This is a genomic window from Saonia flava (assembly GCF_011927795.1).
Classification (GTDB): domain Bacteria; phylum Bacteroidota; class Bacteroidia; order Flavobacteriales; family Flavobacteriaceae; genus Saonia; species Saonia flava.
On sequence record NZ_JAATJJ010000001.1, the window covers coordinates 2,740,655 to 2,759,719 of the forward strand.

A 19,065-nucleotide genomic window follows, 5' to 3' on the forward strand; every position below is an offset into this window, starting at 1 on the left:
TAATTTTTTTAATTACTCTAATCTAACACTTGTTATTGCAATACCGTGTTTATCTTGTAGTTCATTTTCTGGAATTCCTGGCCCTATTGAGAATTGAAGACTTTCGACCTCATGAATATCAAAACTAGAATTTATGTTATGAACCAGATAATAAGGTAAAAAACTCGGATATGGTCTTGGTAAGGTAACTGTTTTTACCGGTTTTAGCTCGCTCAAAGAAATTGAATAATCATCAACATTAGGCTTAATTTCTATTGTTTTTCCATGAGCGGAACCGTCTGTCAGGACCATTGCTATTTGGAGTTTACATGCCTTATTGTTTAAAGATTTGCCATGTAATACGAGGTGTTTTTTATTATCAAGGTTTTCTTTGTTGGCTTTTAATTCATTGATTACAAAATGTTTAAAGCTATAATCGTATATAGGTTGGGCATTTAAATTTTCATTGTCGGGGATGAAAAGTTGCTCAATATTCATTTCATATTCGGCAACACCAGACCGAGTTGTGGGGACCAATTTAAATCCGCTTCTCCATGGCCGTACTAAAACATCTACATCTGTTTTTGCATTGAACAGTGTAATCGGGTGTTCTTTGGGTTTTACGGTAATTTCATATGGGTCACGGTCAAAATAATCCCAATCGAAAAGCCTTCCTTCCTTTCCTGCGGGATAAGTCATATAACTGCCTTCATCAGTTTTTACAATAATGTTATAGTTAAAATAACCAGCATTGATTTGATCTGCTGGAATAGTAGCTGAATAGGTATAGTCACCGTTGGATTCCATATCAATAGGGTCATTGCCAAACCCACCCATAAACAATTGTATTTGTATTGGTTCTTGTGGAGCAATATATTGTGCCGTTAGTGTCAACGGATTTTTTTCAACCACAGATTTTGGAGGCTCATGTTTAAACCATGGATCCGTGATGTTGGTTTTAGGAGCATAAAAATCACCAAGTTTATTGTATTTAAAAGTATCATCAGCTGACCACTTTTTATTGGTATTCCAGGGGCTTCTTAGTACATATGTTCCAGGTTGTATTGTAAAACGAGAATTTTCTATTTTTGGAAGATAAGAATTATCTTTATTTATTGGTGTTATAGAAAAATCATCTCCTAGGTCTTTTAGGGATATTTTCATGGTATGTGGAGCCCACTTTATCACCCCAACCGTTTTTTTTGGACTGTTTCTTCCAAAGGGATTATCTACCCATACTGCATCGGGCATTACTTCCAATCTCCATAGACCTTTTTCGATCTTATCTAAAAAATAAGAGCCCAATCCATCATATTTTACTACAGAAGAATTGCCATAACCTGCAATGGTTTTCAATTTCCTCTCATTGGCAGGTAAACTAATGGTTGAGTTGGTGTAAATAAATTTTTCCGGGGAATTGTATTGAGCCAAATCTTTTGAATAGCTTACACTAAAATTATCAAAAGTTAGATTAAGGGGATAGGTTCCAAAATTGGAATACATGGGTATTTCATGAAAAACCTCTGAACTTATCATTAGCGACAGGGCTTTTTGTGGTGTATATGCCAAGTTCATGTAATGTGTATTGTACTCTGTATTTACATGTCCCAAGAACGTTGGGTCATATGCGAAGTGGGTTGCAATTTGTATTCCTGCTTCCCTAAAACTTCGAGCCATTACAGGATAAATATAGGAGCGTCCAACATCAGCAGCATCAAATTCATAGACCAATTTTGCAGCCTGGTGTTTTTTAATGGTTTCATCAAAAGTGATATCATAATCATTTACGTTAGGGAGAGAGTTTCCAGGCAGCTCACGTTGATAGCCCAAACCTGTTGGGTACCATTGAAATGTACCTCCTTGAATGCCTGCATTAAAATAGGCATTGGCAAAATGCACCCCGTGGCTTATATTATAAAAAATAGGCTTTTTCAATCCTGTTTTTCGCATTGCCTGTACCATTCCAGAAACAAAGTCGGTTACTTTTTCTGCGTCGCCCCTGTGATGGGGTTCATTGCTTATTTCAAAAGCAATCATATTGGGCTCATCTTTGTAAGCCACACCGGTATATGGGTTTACATGGTTTAAAAATTGTTCCAAATAATTGTGCTGCGCTTTAATGGCGTCTGGATTATGTAAGCAGTCACCTTTACCATATTTATGAGAAAATCCAGGGGTTTCATCATCCGGTTCTGGCCATCCATTGCCCCAAAAGGCAATTGGTGTAATCATAAAATTGAACCCCTTGTCTTTAAGTTTTTTTAATAAATAATCAAACATATCAAGGTTTTGATTTTCAATGAGATTACCCAAAGTGTCACTTATTTCGGTATCCCAAACATGAATACGATAGAGGTCAAATCCCAATCTAGACAAATGATAAACATCGTTGTCCATGGCTTCTTTTGGGTCAATTCCCATCCTTTTCGCAGAACGATATACATGTGCAAAAGGGGTGGAATAATTTACACCGAAGCCTTTTACTTCTTTTTTTGTATCGCCCCAATGCATTACCCCTTTACTATCCACATATACATCTTTTTTATTGTTTTGTGCTACTAGATTGGTTATTCCTGAAAAGAAAAAAAAGGTAAAAATGAGTACAGTAACTGAAAATATGCCACTCATTGGTTTTTGAGTAATAAAAGCTATTTTTTTCATTGTAAAAGAGTATTTGATTTAGTTGATAAACTATAATGTTCTACGGGTAGTTTTTTTAAGGTTTCAACTGCCTGCTCCACGGTTATGTCGCGTTGTGGATCGGCAAACATTTCATACCCTACCATAAATTTTTTTACTTCTGCCGAACGTAATAAAGGTGGGTAAAAAGACATATGAAAATGCCACTCATCATGGTTTGTCCCATCTGTAGGGCTCTGATGGATGCCAGCTGAATATGGAAAAGAAGTTTCAAAAAGGTTGTCATATTTAGTTGTAATTACTTTTATACTTTCTGCAAATGCAATTTGTTCTTCATTATTAAGACAACCAATATGGGCATAATGTTTTTTGGGGACAATCATGGTTTCATAAGGCCATATAGCCCAATAAGGTGCCAATACCACAAAATGTTCATTAGTGTATATAATACGTTTATCCAAATCCAATTCTTGATTAATATAATCTTGTAAAAGGCTTTTGTTATGGGTATTCCAATATTTTTTTTGGTTTTGTTGTTTTTTTAGAACTTCGGTTGGAATAGATGATTGTGACCATATTTGTCCATGGGGGTGTGGATTGCTACAACCCATAGTAGCTCCTTTGTTTTCAAAAATCTGTACGTGATTAATAGTTGGGTCCATAGCTAATGAAAAATATTCTTGTATCCACAGCCTAACTACCGCGGCTATTTCTTTAATGGACATAATGGGAAGGGTTAGTGAATGGTTGGGAGAGAAACAGATAACCTTACATTTTCCGGTTTCCGTCTTAGCTATTAGAAAGCCATTTTCAACAGTAGAGCTTTCAATTTCTGGTAAAATGGCAGAAAAGTCATTTGTAAAACTGTAGGTGCTGTCATAGTTTGCATTTTTTGGGCCACTGGCCCTTGTATTACCTGGGCATAAATAACAATTTTCATCATAAACCACTTGTGGAAGTACAATGTTCTTATCCCTTTTTCCCTGCCAAGGTCTTTTTGTTCTCTGTGGCGAAACCAATATCCATTCTCCCGTTAAGATATTATAACGCCTGTGAGGTACGGTATTTATATCAGTTTTCATATTCATGCACTGTTACGCCATTTCCAATTTTGACTATCGTAGGTGTTAGTTCTATATTGAATTCTTGTTTATAGGCTTTTGAAGCGGTATTTATGAATTCTGATGCGTAATCTTTATGAACCAAATTGATGGTGCATCCACCAAAGCCTCCGCCCATCATCCGAGAGCCGATTACATTTTCAGATGTTTTTGAAAAATCGACCAAAAAGTCAAGCTCAGCACAACTTACTTCATACAATTCTTTTAGACCTTTATGGGATTCGTACATTAAATTCCCAAGGTTTCGTAAGGCTTCTTTTTTTAATGCTTTTGCAGCTTTTTTTACTCTATGGTTTTCTTCAATTACATAAGTGGCCCTTTTAAACAAATGAACGGCCATTTTAGTTTTGAATTTTAGCAACACAGACTTAGGAACATCTGCTAGAAACAAATATTCTGGATACACCTCTTGTATTTTTTTTAAGGCAAGATTGCATTCTTTCCTTCTAAGATTATATTCACTGGTAGAAAGGTTGTGCGATACATTGGTGTTGAGCAAGACAATTTTATGGGCTCCTAGGTTGGAAGGAATTATGGTATGCCTATGTTCGTTGCAATTGAGCAACAAAAAGCCGTTTTCAACACCTTTTATTACAGCATATTGGTCCATAACGCCACAGTTAGTACCCACAAAGGAGTGTTCTGCCTGTTGTGCAATCCCAATAAGCTCCTCGTCTGACAAATCAAGATTAAAAAGGGCATTTACGCCTTTGGCAATTCCACATTCCAATGCTGCTGAGGAACTTATGCCAGAGCCCATTGGAAGCTTGCTTGTTATAAAGCAATCAAAACCTTCCAACTTGTTGGGAACAACCTTATCAATTAAAAAGAGAACTCCCGCAATATAATTTTCCCATTGCTGATTACTCGGCGCAATCGATTTTAAATTCAACTTAAAACCTTTCTTATAATCTTCTGACCATACCGAAATAGTATCTGTATAGTTTTTTTTTAATGACAACCTGATTCTAAGATTAATTGCAGCGGGGAGAACTAGGCCGCCATTGTAGTCAATGTGCTCTCCTATGAGATTGATTCTTCCAGGAGAATTTACTTCGATTGTTTTGCGTAATGTTTTGCTTTTCAAGAGATTTATGATAAAAGAGAATTTTTAATAATAGGGAATACATACAATTATCAAATAATCAATCTAATAAATGGGATATGAAAAAATATTACCTACAATTATTATCAACATCGTAATTTTATGCAATTAAAACTATTACTGTAAAAACTTAGGGAGAAGGATTCATCATTGCATGGGGAGTAATTCGTTTTTCCTTAGAATGGGTGGAGTCTTAGGTTAAGGATTCGCATATTTGTCCTTATATTATATGTTCAATAAGAAAAAATAAGAGATTATATATGCCCAATAGGTTATACATTAAGAAAGTGTGGGGATTTCTGGTATCTGGAATGTTGTGCATTATAGGATATGGGCAGTCTCAACCACTTTTTACAAAAATTAATCAAATAGATGGCCTATCCAACGGACGTGTAACAAGTATTGTAAAAGAGAATGATGGTTTTGTTTGGATCGGTACTAAAAATGGACTTAATAGATATGACGGCTTTCAAATGAAAGTCTATAATAAGGAGAACAGTAATATTGGCTCCAATGACATTTCTGATATTCTAATAGATAGTAGGGGTCAGATATGGGTGACCACTCTTGGTGGCGGCTTAAATCTCTATGATCCAATAATGGATGCCTTTAAAGTGTATAAAAAAACAGAGGACTCGGAAAATAGCTTACCCTCCAATCAGGTTAATTTAGTCTTCGAAGATTCACAACAAAATTTATGGATTGGCACAGAAAATGGACTGTCCTTTTTTAATGCTAAAAAAGAAACCTTCACTTCATACTGGCACAATCCAAGAGATCCAAGTTCTCTCAGCCATAACAGTGTTACCAGTATTTTTGAGGATGCCAAAGGGGCCTTGTGGATTGGTACTTTTGGGGGTGGGATAAACAGATTTACTAAGGAAGATATCAGTTTTGAAAAAATTGATTCTGGGGAAAATTATTTTACCGATTTTATCTACGCAATTTCGTATTTAGACGATACCCACTTGTTGGTTGGTACCAGTGGAAATGGACTTCTGGAACTGAATATAAATTCTATAACATTCAATGATTTTTTTGAAGAAAAACTCAATTTAAAATCCGAGGTAAACATTGTGAGATCCATTAACCATGATAGCCATGATGATTTATGGATAGGCACAGATGGCAGTGGTATTTTTCATATTCAAGGAATTAATACTCCGGAACCTACTTCCAAACATTATGTCCATAGCTCACAACTACAATCTTCGCTTTCAGGAAACGCCATCTATGAAATTATGGAGGATAATGATTTTAATATTTGGATAGGTACTGCGTGGTCCGGTATAAATATTTTGGATAGACAAAGCAACGTTGATTTCTTGTATAGTGATATTTTAGGTAAAAACCCTTTCCCGGTACTCTCAATTTTTAAGAACAAGGATTATCTTTTTTTTGGATTGGATGGTAACGGACTAACAATTTATGATAATAACAACCAAGAAGTTGATTATTTTAATAAAGAAGATGATAATAAATATATAGAAGGAAATTATATACAGTGCATTAATGAAGCCAATAATGGATGGTATTGGCTAGGTACTTTTACAAATGGCCTCATTAAATATAACCCTACTTCTAAAGAATACATTCGTTACAAACATGATCCTGGTGATTATACTTCTATAAGTTATAATGACGTACGTTATACACTAAATGATGAAAAAGGAAATTTATGGGTGGCTACTTGGGGAGGAGGGTTAAATTATTTTAATATTGATACAGGTTCGTTTAAACGTTATCGTGAAAATACAACAGTTGCCAATTCCATTAGTAGTGATAATGTTATTTCATTATATAGTGAAGATAACCAGATATGGATAGCCACTTTTGGAGGTGGATTGGATGTTTTTGATACCCAAAAAGAATTGTTTTCTAATTATAGCTATAGTGAAACCAACTTAAACTCGCCTAGTAGTAATAATTTATTGTCTTTATATAAAGACAGTAGAAATAATTTATGGATTGGTACTTCAGGAGAGGGAATCAACAGGTTAAATCTAGCAACAAACCAATTTGACCGTTTTGAAAAGGAATCGGCAATACGATATAAAACCATTACTTCTATTATTGAGGACAATGATGGGAAAATTTGGTTTAGTACTAAACAAGGTATTTTTAATTATAATTATGCTACAAATCGGTTTAACACATTTCCTAGGCTTTCAGGTGATTTCCATATCAACTCTGTTTTTAAGGATGAGGATGGGCAATTGTATTTTGGTGAAGCAAATGGTGTGGTCCGTTTTGATCCAAAGAAAATATCCGCTAAGAATGAAAATCCCAAGGTTGCATTAATAGGTTTTAAGCTTTTCAATGAAGAAGTCACTCCAACTACGACAGGAGTATTGGATAAAAACATTGTTTCGGAAGACCAAATTACCTTAAAACATGATTTAGATGTAATTACCTTTGATTTTACTGCGCTTTTATTTCCATTTTCATCGAACTGTGAGTATATGATCAAGATGGAGAATTTTGACGAAAACTGGAGGAATATTGGTAAGGAGCATACTTCTACTTATACCAATCTTTCCCCAGGGGATTATATTTTTAAGGTGAAAAGCCGTGTTGCTGGGAGTGAATGGAGCGATGACTACAGATCCATGAATATTAGAATACTAAAACCATTATGGTTGCAATGGTGGGCATACCTAATATATGGTCTGCTTATACTTGGACTATTTTACCTATTCAGAAAATATATAGTGGCTTGGGAGCAATTAAAAAACAACTTACGATTGGAGAAATTAACTCATGAAAAAGACACAGAATTATACAATTTAAAACAGCAATTTTTCACCAATATTTCGCATGAGATTAGGACTCCGGTTACATTAATTCTTGGGGGAGTAAATAGACTCATAAAAAATGGGGTGCACCTTAAAAGTATGCACATGAGCGCAGTAGATTCAATTAAAAAAAATAGCGACCATTTATTGCAATTGGTAAATGAACTTTTGGATTATAGAAAATTAGAGCATAAAGAATTGAAACTATCAGTATCAGAGGAAGATTTTGTTAAATTTTGTGAAGAAATATACTTATCCTTTACAGAAGTATCACTGCAAAAGAACATCAATTTTACATTTCGAAGTTCGTACCCCCAAATTATGCTTTGGTTCGATAAAAATCAGTTCGAAAAAGTAGTATACAACCTACTTTCCAATGCATTTAAATTTACTGAAAACAGCGGAGCGATTACTTTGGAAATAGAAAATCATGAAAACAATGTTCAGTTAAAAATCAATGATAATGGAGTTGGAATGAAGAGAAACCAATTGGATAAAATTTTCAATCGTTTTTACCAAATAGATAATGAAGAAACAGATAATGAAACAGGTTTTGGCCTTGGTTTGTCAATTTCAAAAGAGATTGTGGATTTGCACCACGGTAAAATATCTGTATCAAGCAAGAAAGGTATAGGTACACAATTTACTATAGAACTGCAAAAAGGTAATTCACATTTTAAGTCAGAGGAATTGGTAGAAGAGAATAGTAATGATGAGGTCATTGAGAACTACTTTCAAAATGATGTTTCGGCTGACATTTCTATAACGGATTATTCGGGCTTAAAAAACCAGACAATATTAATTGTTGAGGATAATTTAGAAATTAGAAAGTACATGCTGGAACTTCTTGATGGTAAATGCAATGTTGTTGAGGCAGAAAATGGTGAGCAAGCTTATGCTTTGGCATTGGCAGATATGCCAGATTTGATCATTAGTGATGTTATGATGCCAATTATGAATGGAATTACACTTACACGCAAGTTAAAATCTGATGTTAGGACAAGCCATATACCCATTATTTTACTTACGGCACGTGCCACCGTAATGAACAAAATGGAAGGCTATGAAACTGGGGCGGATGAATATGTAACCAAGCCTTTTCATGAGGAGTTGCTATTGAGTAGAATCAATAATATATTAAAGACAAGAAGATTTTTGCGTCAAAAATTCGAGTCTGAAGGATTGGCGCTTCCTGAGGACTTAAATTTAAATCAACCAGATAAACAGTTCTTGGAACGTATTATAGAAATTATTAAGGAACATATGGATTCTGATAACTTAAATGCAAAATTTATATCACAAGAATTGGGAATGAGCCATTCTGTACTCTATAAAAAAATAAAATTCATAACTGGGATGACCTTCATCGATTTTGTAAGGGATTACAAATTAAAAACGGCAAAAAAGCTCATTCAGGAGTATAACTTAACTGTGGCAGAAGCTTCTTACAATATTGGGTATTCGGATAAAAAATATTTTAGTAAGCTATTTAAGCAACGATTTGGTAAGAACCCTTCCGAATTTTACAAAAGGCAAAAGAAGATGTGATAGGGTTGCTTTATTGGCAATAATCTTGTCATTTAAATTAATATTACCATTTTTAATTCTACTTTTTTGGTAATCTAATACATACTATAGCCTCAAAACGAATTTCTCCCCTTCTTAAAACGAATTCTTCACCCTAGCATTTTAAATCAATGGGTTTAATTGCACTTATATTACCAAATAGTTAAAAATACTTTATTTTTTTTAACAAATACACAATATGACATATAATGTTATGTGATATTGATAAATAGGAATGCTAAGTCATTTTATAAAAACTACCATATGAAAATGAAATTGACCAAAACTTATTCAAATTTTTCACCCTTTTTGTCTCTTATGGCGATGTTTGTTTTTTCTGCAGCAGCATTTGGGCAGACAGTTACAATATCTGGTGTAGTCACTGATGGTGCAACAGCGGACCCTTTGCCCGGAGTAAGTGTTGTGCTAAAAGGAACAAGTACTGGCACATCAACAGATTTTGATGGTAATTATCAAATTGAAGCTAATATGGGAGATGTGCTTATCTTTTCCTATATAGGTTTTGAGCGCATAGAGATTACGGTAACATCCACAAACCACAATGTTTCTTTGAACGAAGATTTACAAAGACTGGATGAAGTTGTTGTAATTGGTTATGGTACAACAACAGTGAAAGATGCAACAGGTTCAGTAGCCTCAATCACTGCGGAAGAATTTAACCAGGGTAATATTGTTACTCCAGAGAATCTACTCAATGGTAGGGTTGCTGGTGTAAGTATAAATACAGGAGGAGAGCCAGGTTCTGGTTCTACAATTAGAATTAGGGGAGGTTCTTCTTTGGGAGCTTCAAATGATCCACTTATTGTAATCGATGGCCTGCCAATAGATAATGTGTCCATTGGTGGTTCCCGTTCCATTTTAAGCACCATAAATCCCAATGAAATAGAATCTTTTTCCGTTCTAAAGGATGCTTCGGCAACGGCCATCTATGGTTCTAGAGCATCAAATGGAGTAATAATTATCAGTACCAAAAAAGGCAAGAGAGAATTGTCAGTGGATCTTAATATGTCCATAGGGTCAAGTGTGGTGCCTAATACATTAGATGTGTTTTCTGCAGATGAATATAGGCAATTGGTTAGCAACGAACGACCAGATCTAGTACCGCTTTTGGGCAATGCCAAGACCAGGTGGCAAGATGAAATCTATAGAAGTGCATTAACATCCAACCAGAACTTATCTATCCAAGGTTCTTTGTTGAAGAAAGTTCCCGCTAGATTATCCATTGGAAGAACTTTGCAAGATGGTCTGCGGCTTACATCAGAATTTGAAAGAAATTCTGGGTCATTATCCTTGAATCCAAACATGTTCAATGATCATTTAAAGGTAAGTTTAAATGTAAATGGTAGTTTCGAGAAAAATAGGTTTGCCCCTGGTGAGGAAGGAAATGCTATTCGTTTTGACCCAACCCAACCGGTTTATGATGAAAAATCACCTTTTGGAGGCTACTTTCAATATACCAATATAAATGACGACGGTGTATTAGATGAAAATGATTTGGTTGGTTTGGCACCATTTAATCCAGTTGCTAACCTATTGCAAAGAAATGATATTAGTGAGGTAAAGCGTTTTTATGGAAATTTAAAATTGGATTATAGTTTTCATTTTCTGCCAGAGCTTTCGGCAGTTGTGAATTTGGGTTATGATGAACAACGTGCAGAGGGAGATGTTAAAGTTTCCAATTTAAATCCATTGACCCAAAACGATGGAAGCATTGTTGGTTCAGAATCTAACTATACCAACTATCAAAAAAATGTTTTACTGGATGGTTATTTAAGATATGACAAGGATGGTGATAGGTTTGATTTTGATCTTACAACGGGATATTCCTTTCAGAAATTTGATAGCAATCAATATACTTCAGGTGAATTGTTGGATGATGGAGCAGATACTGCACCAGTACTTAACATAGATCCAGATTTAGTATTGATTGGTTTGTTTGCAAGGACCAATATTTCTTGGGCAGATAAGTATTTGTTGACCTTGTCTTATAGAAGAGATGGCACCTCTAGATTTAGTGAAGACAATCGTTGGGGCAATTTTCCGGCGGCAGCATTTGCTTGGCAAATAAGTGATGAATTCTTTCCAGAAGCCAGAGGTTTATCAACCCTAAAATTAAGGTTGGGCTGGGGTATTACGGGCCAACAAGATATTGGCCGTGCCAATTCTGCCTTATTTAGGTCTCGTTACGTGCAGGGTCTACCTGCCTCTCAGTATCAATTTGGTGGCGTAAATTACCCTGTTGGAATACCATCTTTTAGAAATGAAAATATTAAATGGGAAGAAACTGTGGCTTATAATGCCGGCATTGATTTTGGCTTTGCCGAAGATAGAATTACAGGTTCAATAGATGCATTTTACAAAGAGTCCAAAGATTTATTGGCTAACGCGGATATTTCTGATGGGTCCAATTTTAGTAATTCCGGTTTTCAAAATATTGGAAATTTCACCTCTCAAGGAATTGAATTTGCAATTGGTGGAGATGTTGTTGAAAGCGCTGAAAATGATGGTTTCAATTGGGTTTTAAATTATAATGCCACATACATTGAAACTGAAATACAAGAATTGGCGCTTGACCAAGATCAATTGGTAGGAGACATTGGCGGCGGAGTAGGTAACACCATACAGATAAATCGTGTTGGTTACACTCCTTACTCATTTTATGTATACAGACAAGTATACAATGCACAAGGTAATCCCATAGAAGGTGCCTATGCCGATTTAAATGGGGACAATATAATTAATAATGATGACCGATATATTTTTAAAAATGGCGCACCAGATATCACCATGGGACTTTTGTCCAATATGGGTTATAAAAGTTTTGATTTGACCTTTAGCCTAAGAGCTAGCCTCGGAAATTATGTATATAACAATGTAAATTCTGCAGGGGCACAGCTTAATCTTATTCAGAATAACTCGGTATTATCAAATTTACCCGTAACGGTAACGGATACAAATTTCACAAACACACCTGATGTTATTTTGTCCGATTATTATATGGAGAATGCTTCTTTCTTAAAAGTTGATAATATTTCTTTGGGATACACCTTTGATGATGTATTAAATAGTAGATCAACACTTAGATTGTTTTCTAGCGTTCAAAACGTACTGACAATCACCAATTATTCTGGTTTGGACCCAGAAGTATTTGATAATGGAATTGACAACACAATTTATCCAAGGGCACGAACAATATTATTGGGAGCTAACCTAAGATTTTAAAAAATAAAAATGAAAAGTACTATGAAATATAGATCAATGATTTTTGCATGTGGTATACTCTTTTTTATAGGGTGTACGGGTGAATTAGATGTGCTACCAGAAGATCCTGATACTTTTTTGGTGGAGGATTTTTATACCACTCCTGAGTCATATCTTCAAGGATTGGCGGGCGTATATGGTAACTTATCCTTAACAGGGGCAGAAGGACCGGACAATTCTAATATCTCTGGCTTGGATGCAGGAACTAGCCAATACGGTCGTGGTCTTTGGAATACACAGGAACTTACCACAGATGAGGTATTGTGGTCATGGGAAAATGACCCTGGAACAAGAGAATTGAATAGAAATATTTGGTCAGCAGACAATGTCATTCTTCGTGGATTGTTTGGTAGGGCAATGACTCAGGTAGCTTTTTCAAATGAGTATCTAAGACAAACATCTGATGATGTATTGGATTCTAGAGGCGTGGATGCCGGAACAAAAGATGCTATTGTGACATATAGGGCAGAAGTACGTTTTTTAAGGGCATTGGCTTATTACCACATGATGGATTTATTTGGCAAGGCTGGGTTTATCACAGAAGAAGACCCAATAGGCGCTTTTCAATCACCAGAATATAATAGGGCAGAATTGTTCGCTTTTATTGAGTCAGAATTGATGGCTATTATTCCCGATTTGATTGCTCCTATGGAAAATGATTATGGTCGTGTTGATAAATCAGGCGCTTGGATGTTGTTGGCAAAATTGTATTTGAATGCAGAGGTATTTATAGGAGAAAATAGGTATGCGGGTTGTATTCAATATTGCGAGCAAATAATAGGAGCAGGATATGAACTGGCCCCAAATTATTTACATGTCTTTATGGCCGATAATCATCAAGGCAGTGCAAGAAACGAAATAATTTTTCCAGTATTGTCAGATGGTGTTGTTACACAAAATTATGGACCTACAACATTGATGATAAATGGGCAAGTTGGTTCTGTGGAACAAAACGGAGGTGATTTCGGTGTTGGCTCTGGTGGCTGGGGTGGTGCTCTTAGGGTAACCCGTCAATTTTCAGAATTAATGTTGAATGGAACCTATGATACAGATGACCGAAACACGTTAATTATTGGAGACAGGCCAATAGATTTGATTCCTGTGAACAATAATGGAACAGGTTATGTTATTGGAAAATGGTCCAACATAAATTCTGATGGCAGTCCAGCTTCTGCAACGGAAATTGTGGATACGGATTTCCCAATGTTTAGATTGGCAGATGTATACTTAATGTATGCTGAAGCTCAATTAAGAGGGGGTGGAGGAAGTCTAGCTACAGCAGTGGGTTATTTCAATGAATTAAGAACTAGGGCAAATAATCCAAACACTATTTCTTCTTCTGACTTGACCTTGGATTTAATCTTGGAAGAAAGACTGGTAGAGTTACATTGGGAAGGACATAGAAGACAAGATTTAATCAGGTTTAATAATTATACATCAAGTTATAATTGGTCATGGAAGGGTAATGCGCCCAATGGCATTCCTATAAGTGAATCACGAAAATTGTTTCCAATACCAAATGCCAGTTTATCGGCCAACCCTAACCTTACCCAAAATGAAGGATATTAAAATGAAAAAAGAAATAAAAACCACAAAGATGAAAAAAGTAATTTATACCCTATTGTTGGCAGTTTTTTCCCTTGCAATACATAGCTGTGATGAGGAAACTGGACCAATATTCCAAACCCAATTGCCTCAAGAGGGGATAGCATTTGCCAATGCTTTTGCCAGTGAATATTTGTTATCAGAAGATACAGAGGACAATATTGCCGATCGTTTTCTTTGGAGTGCTCCAGATTTTGGGGTAGATACCAATATCACTTATGAGGTACAGGGTTCTATTGACCCCACCTTTGGTAGTTTTGATGTAGTTGGTTCTACCAATGAGACTAATTTGGCGATACAGGTAAGTCAATTACTGGATTTTGCTGAACAATTGGGGTTGGATGATGATCCCGAAACAACTACCGAAACGGGATTGCCAAATAATTCAGGGCAGGTTTATTTTAGAGTTCGTGCATTTTTGGGTACTGGTGCATCGGCTTCAGAAGAAGTAATATCAGAGGGACAACCTTTAAGTATTGTTTGGCTAGAGCAAGCACCGGTTGGTGGAGCATGTGACTCTATATTTGCTGTTGGAGAAGCACTTACAGACATTGGTTGGAATTTTGTTCCAGCTGGTGAAGTATTTTGTGATATGGATGTGCTTTCAATTAAAGTGGCTTTGTCCAATACAGGAACCTTCAGATTCTTTGAGGTTTCAGGGGATTGGGGAACAGGCTTAAACTATCCTTATTTTGCTGGAGAAGGATATACAATTGACCCTGGTTTTGAAGACTCAGGAGATGGGGACAACAACTTTGCGTTTGTTGGCACACCTGGTATTTATACAATCACAATAGATAATGTGGCCAAGACCATAGTTTTAACTCCTTCTGGTCCATTGTATGCTGTTGGCGGTGCTGTTCCAGGAGGTTGGGGCTTTAACGACGATACGGTGGTACTAGTTGAAAATACTCCCGGTATATGGTCAGCTTCGATAGCTTTGACGAATGATATTTTTAGATTTTTCCAAATGTTTGATGTTTGGGATACCAATAATAATTTTGCTTTTTATGAAGATGCAGGGTTTACTATTGATCCTGACCTGGTAAATGATGGTGGTGGTGATGCCAATTTCCAATTTATAGGGACACCGGGCACATATACTTTAACAATAAACGAAATAGATAAAACAATAACCTTAGAATAGTAGTTGAGTTAGTTAGTAGCTTTCTTTTTTAATCAAGGGAATAATAGTTTGGGTAAAATATTTATTCCCTTTTTTAATCCCAACAAAATTTTAAACGAATGAAAATCAAATTGTTATTGATGGTGTTTAGTTTGGTGGCATCTTGTTCATCAAGTAATGGAGATGATATTCCTACAGGGGAACGGGAAACTGGAAATCCAAAAGAAGAGCCAAAGGAAGAGGAGGTTCAAGAGGAAATTAGTGAATTTTATCTTGGAGCAGATTTGTCCTATGTAAATGAAATGGAAGATTGTGGAGCAGTATACTACGATGCAACCAACAATGCAAAAAACCCTTATACAATTTTTAAGGACGCAGGCGCCAATATAGTGCGCATTCGTTTATGGCATAACCCTACATGGACTTCGTATTCTGCTATAGTTGATGTTAAAGAATCAATACAAAGGGCAAAGGCAGAGGGAATGAAAGTCTTGTTGGATTTTCATTATTCTGATACATGGGCAGACCCTGGTAAACAAGAAATACCAGCCGCATGGTTGGACCAAATAGACAATACAGAGGCCTTGGGAAATTTATTATATGAATACACCTATGATACGCTTACAGATTTAATAACTGAAAATTTGGCCCCAGATATTGTTCAGGTAGGTAATGAGATTAACGCAATGATTTTGCAGGAAGGAGAATTGGAATGGCCTATAGATTGGACAAGAAATGCAGCTATATTAAATAAAGGGATAAAAGCTGTAAGAGATGCTTCCAGTATTATAGAAATAATGCTTCATATTGCCCAGCCCGAAAATGCCACATGGTGGTTTGAGCAAGCTACCGCTGCTGGGGTCACAGATTATGATTGGATTGGCCTATCCTATTATCCTGTTTGGTCAGAAGTTGAACTGGATGATGTTTCTAACGAAATCAGCATTTTGAAAAGCACCTATGATAAACGATTAATGGTGGTTGAAACAGCCTATATTTTCACAACAGAAAATGCTGATGCAGCCAATAATGTATTGGGTAATGATTCTTTGGTTCAAGGTTTTGAGGCAACACAAGAAGGGCAATTGGGTTATTTGAACAAACTAAAAGAAGAAATTGAAGTAGGTGGGGGAGAAGGGCTAATTTATTGGGAGCCTGCCTGGGTTTCCACAAGTTGTAATACACTATGGGCACAAGGATCGCATTGGGACAATGCAACGCTTTTTGACCATGACAACAAAGTGACGATGGGGATGGATTTTTACGACGCAAGCAATAATTAATTTCATGAAACAGTATCAAATATATATCTTATTCCTACTAGGTTTAAGTTTAACGGCATGCTCCTTATCTTCTGATGATGGGCTTTTAAGAGAAAAAATAAACTTTGGAGACAATTGGTTTTTTCAAAAAGGAGATTCTGTTAATGTCCAAAATTGGAAACCGATAAGATTGCCCCACACGGCCAATATAGAACCTCTTGTTGTGAATAATCAGTGGCAAGGAATATCGTGGTATAAAAAAGAGTTCAAAATTGAGAACAAAAATACCAATAGAAAACATTTTATCTATTTTGAAGGGGTCATGCAAGAGACTGATGTTTGGTTGAATGGAGAAAAACTTGCCAATCATAAAGGTGGCTATCTACCTTTTACCTTGGATATAACAGAAGCTATTCATGGACATGATTATAATGAAATTTTGATTAGGGTAGATAATCAAGATAATTCTGAAATCCCGCCTGGGAAGGCATTAAATGACCTTGATTTTAATATGTATGGGGGTATTTATAGAAATGCCTACTACATATCAACAAATGAAGTTTATATAACTGATGCTGTACATGCAAATATACCCAATAGTGGAGGCCTCTTGGTACATTTTAATGATGTTTCCGAGAAAGTTGCTTCGGGTATTTTTAAAACTCATATTCAGAATGACAGTGAAATAGAAAAGAGCATTAAAACTGTAGTCAATTTTACCAACTCGATTGGGGATAGCATAATGTTTGAATCGAGAGAAGTTATGTTAAAACCGAAGTCTAATCAAAACATTGAACAATTTATAACCATAGAAAACCCAAAATTATGGTCCCCTGAATCACCTGAATTATACAAGGTATCTGTGGAAATAGTTTCTGGCGCCAATATATTGGATGTCCAAACAATAAAAACAGGCATTCGTAAGGTTGAGATTAATAAAGATGGCTTTTTTTTAAATGGAAAACAGCGTTTTATTAATGGAACCAACCGGCATCAAGAATATCCCTATGTTGGATATGCCATTTCAGACAATGCAAACTACAGGGATGCCTATAAAATTAAACAAGCGGGCTTCGACTTTGTAAGGTTGTCACATTATCCTCATTCAGAATCATTTATGGATGCTTGTGATGAATTGGGACTCATGGTTATGGATTGTATTCCTGGCTGGCAATATTCTGAACCTGGCGAGTTTATAGAAAACTCGTATCAGAACATTCGAGATATGGTACGCAGGGACCGTAACCATCCATCTGTAATTATTTGGGAAAATTCGTTGAATGAGTCTTGGATGAAAGACCCTTATATACCAGAGGCAAATAAGATATTAGATGAAGAATTGCCCTATGGGAATATATATAGCGCAGGCTGGGCAGATCATCCTTCTTATGATTTATTTATTCCTGCGAGGCAACATAGTAAAGCACCTGATTATTGGAGCCAGTATGATAAGAATGGTAGGAAAATCTTGATTGCAGAATATGGAGATTGGGAATATTATGCACATAATGCAGGGTTTAACCAAAAAGCATTCAAAGGGTTAAAAGAAGAAGAGCGCACTAGTAGGCAATTAAGGGCCCATGGAGAAAAGAGATTGTTGCAACAAGCCTTTAATTATCAAGAAGCCTTTAATTCCAATTTAAAGGGAGAGCATACCATTGGACATGCCAATTGGTTGGTTTTTGATTATAACCGTGGATATAGTGATGATATAGAGTCTTCGGGAATTTCGGATATTTTTAGAATCCCAAAGTTTTCTTATTACTTTTACCAAAGTCAAAAACCACCTTTTCAAGATTCATTTACTGGTCCCTTGGTATTTATTGCCAATTACTGGCAAGAAAATTCTACTACCGATGTAACGGTTTTTAGTAATTGTGATGAGGTTGCCTTGTACTTGAACGGGGAAAAAATAGAGCACAAAAAACCATCAAGAGATGCTTTTTCCGATGAATTAGAATACCCTCCTTTTGTTTTTGGTATATCTAAGTTTGAAGTGGGAAAGTTGGAGGCTATTGGATTTATTAATGGAAAAGAAGTTGCAAAGCACACTCTTTCAACTCCGGCAGAAGCTACCAAAATTGAATTGAGTTATGACATTTCAGGAAAACCATTGGAACAGGGAACAAATGATATAGTCTTTGTCTATGCAAAAATAGTTGATGATGAAGGTAATTTGGTTTCTAATGCAGTTAAGAAAGTTCAGTTTAATATTGATACAGATGTTGTAGAAATTATTGGAGGTAATCCTGTTGATTCTGAAGCAGGGATTGCAACAATACTTATAAAAGTATATGCCAAATCTAAAGGGTTTAGTATTGAGGCAAAATCAGAGGGCCTAACTTCGGAACCTTTGAAACTTATGAATTAACAACAATGGTCCTTCAATATAAGTTTAAAATAGACCCTTGTTTTTTGTATGAACGTATTATTCTTTTAAATGGTCTGTACGGAATCGTGTACTGTTTGTAAAAGTAGCGAAATGTTGGACATAAAAAAACGGATGGCGAGAACGCGATCCGTTGGTTTTACTGGCCTTGGCCTTAGTAGCGGGAACTGGACTCGAACCAGTGACCTTCGGGTT

Annotated in this window: 9 protein-coding genes; 6 read left to right on the forward strand and 3 right to left on the reverse strand. The window is 35.9% G+C overall.

The genetic code is table 11. From position 1 onward, the window contains the following. Nucleotides 1–12 precede the first annotated feature (12 nt). Genes GGR42_RS11985 through galK form a run of 3 tightly spaced genes read right to left on the reverse strand, consistent with a single transcriptional unit; the run spans nt 13 to nt 4,827 of the window. A complete protein-coding gene (locus GGR42_RS11985; protein WP_167964220.1) occupies nt 13–2,640 on the reverse strand; it encodes a glycoside hydrolase 5 family protein in 2,628 nt (875 codons plus the stop codon). Further along, nucleotides 2,637–3,701: a UDP-glucose--hexose-1-phosphate uridylyltransferase gene (locus GGR42_RS11990; RefSeq protein ID WP_167964222.1), complete on the reverse strand. Its 1,065-nt coding sequence runs from the start codon at nt 3,699–3,701 to the stop codon at nt 2,637–2,639. Before GGR42_RS11990 ends, GGR42_RS11985 begins: the two co-directional genes overlap by 4 nt. Then, nucleotides 3,691–4,827, reverse strand: a complete 1,137-nt coding sequence (gene galK, locus GGR42_RS11995) for a galactokinase (protein ID WP_167964224.1) — start codon at nt 4,825–4,827, stop codon at nt 3,691–3,693. The genes GGR42_RS11990 and galK overlap by 11 nt, the downstream gene beginning before the upstream one ends. A gap of 278 nt (nt 4,828–5,105) precedes the next feature. Between galK and GGR42_RS12000 the strand changes: the two genes are divergently transcribed. The 6 genes from GGR42_RS12000 (at nt 5,106) to GGR42_RS12025 (ending at nt 18,852) form a co-directional block, all read left to right on the forward strand. Then, nucleotides 5,106–9,188 carry a two-component regulator propeller domain-containing protein gene (locus GGR42_RS12000; RefSeq protein WP_167964226.1) on the forward strand — a complete coding sequence of 1,361 codons (4,083 nt, stop codon included), beginning with the start codon at nt 5,106–5,108 and terminating at the stop codon, nt 9,186–9,188. A gap of 282 nt (nt 9,189–9,470) precedes the next feature. Continuing rightward, nucleotides 9,471–12,449 carry a SusC/RagA family TonB-linked outer membrane protein gene (locus GGR42_RS12005; RefSeq protein WP_167964228.1) on the forward strand — a complete coding sequence of 993 codons (2,979 nt, stop codon included), beginning with the start codon at nt 9,471–9,473 and terminating at the stop codon, nt 12,447–12,449. A gap of 21 nt (nt 12,450–12,470) precedes the next feature. Further along, nucleotides 12,471–14,057 carry a RagB/SusD family nutrient uptake outer membrane protein gene (locus tag GGR42_RS12010; protein WP_245201443.1) on the forward strand — a complete coding sequence of 529 codons (1,587 nt, stop codon included), beginning with the start codon at nt 12,471–12,473 and terminating at the stop codon, nt 14,055–14,057. Nucleotides 14,058–14,085: 28 nt separating this feature from the next. After that, nucleotides 14,086–15,240, forward strand: a complete 1,155-nt coding sequence (locus GGR42_RS12015; RefSeq protein WP_167964233.1) for a SusE domain-containing protein — start codon at nt 14,086–14,088, stop codon at nt 15,238–15,240. Nucleotides 15,241–15,338: 98 nt separating this feature from the next. Next, on the forward strand, nt 15,339–16,502 hold the full coding sequence (locus tag GGR42_RS12020; RefSeq protein WP_167964235.1) for a glycoside hydrolase family 53 protein: 1,164 nt from the start codon (nt 15,339–15,341) through the stop codon (nt 16,500–16,502). Between the two features lie 4 nt (nt 16,503–16,506). Further along, nucleotides 16,507–18,852: a glycoside hydrolase family 2 protein gene (locus GGR42_RS12025; RefSeq protein ID WP_167964237.1), complete on the forward strand. Its 2,346-nt coding sequence runs from the start codon at nt 16,507–16,509 to the stop codon at nt 18,850–18,852. Nucleotides 18,853–19,065 lie beyond the last annotated feature (213 nt).

What these genes read in the sequence shown, in the direction of transcription:
- GGR42_RS11990 (WP_167964222.1), bottom strand. Translation starts at nt 3,701, where the DNA reads ATGAAAACTGATATAAATACCGTACCTCACAGGCGTTATAATATCTTA.
- GGR42_RS12020 (WP_167964235.1), top strand. Translation starts at nt 15,339, where the DNA reads ATGAAAATCAAATTGTTATTGATGGTGTTTAGTTTGGTGGCATCTTGT.
- GGR42_RS12000 (WP_167964226.1), top strand. Translation starts at nt 5,106, where the DNA reads ATGCCCAATAGGTTATACATTAAGAAAGTGTGGGGATTTCTGGTATCT.
- GGR42_RS11985 (WP_167964220.1), bottom strand. Translation starts at nt 2,640, where the DNA reads ATGAAAAAAATAGCTTTTATTACTCAAAAACCAATGAGTGGCATATTT.
- GGR42_RS12005 (WP_167964228.1), top strand. Translation starts at nt 9,471, where the DNA reads ATGAAAATGAAATTGACCAAAACTTATTCAAATTTTTCACCCTTTTTG.
- GGR42_RS12025 (WP_167964237.1), top strand. Translation starts at nt 16,507, where the DNA reads ATGAAACAGTATCAAATATATATCTTATTCCTACTAGGTTTAAGTTTA.
- GGR42_RS12010 (WP_245201443.1), top strand. Translation starts at nt 12,471, where the DNA reads ATGAAATATAGATCAATGATTTTTGCATGTGGTATACTCTTTTTTATA.
- GGR42_RS12015 (WP_167964233.1), top strand. Translation starts at nt 14,086, where the DNA reads ATGAAAAAAGTAATTTATACCCTATTGTTGGCAGTTTTTTCCCTTGCA.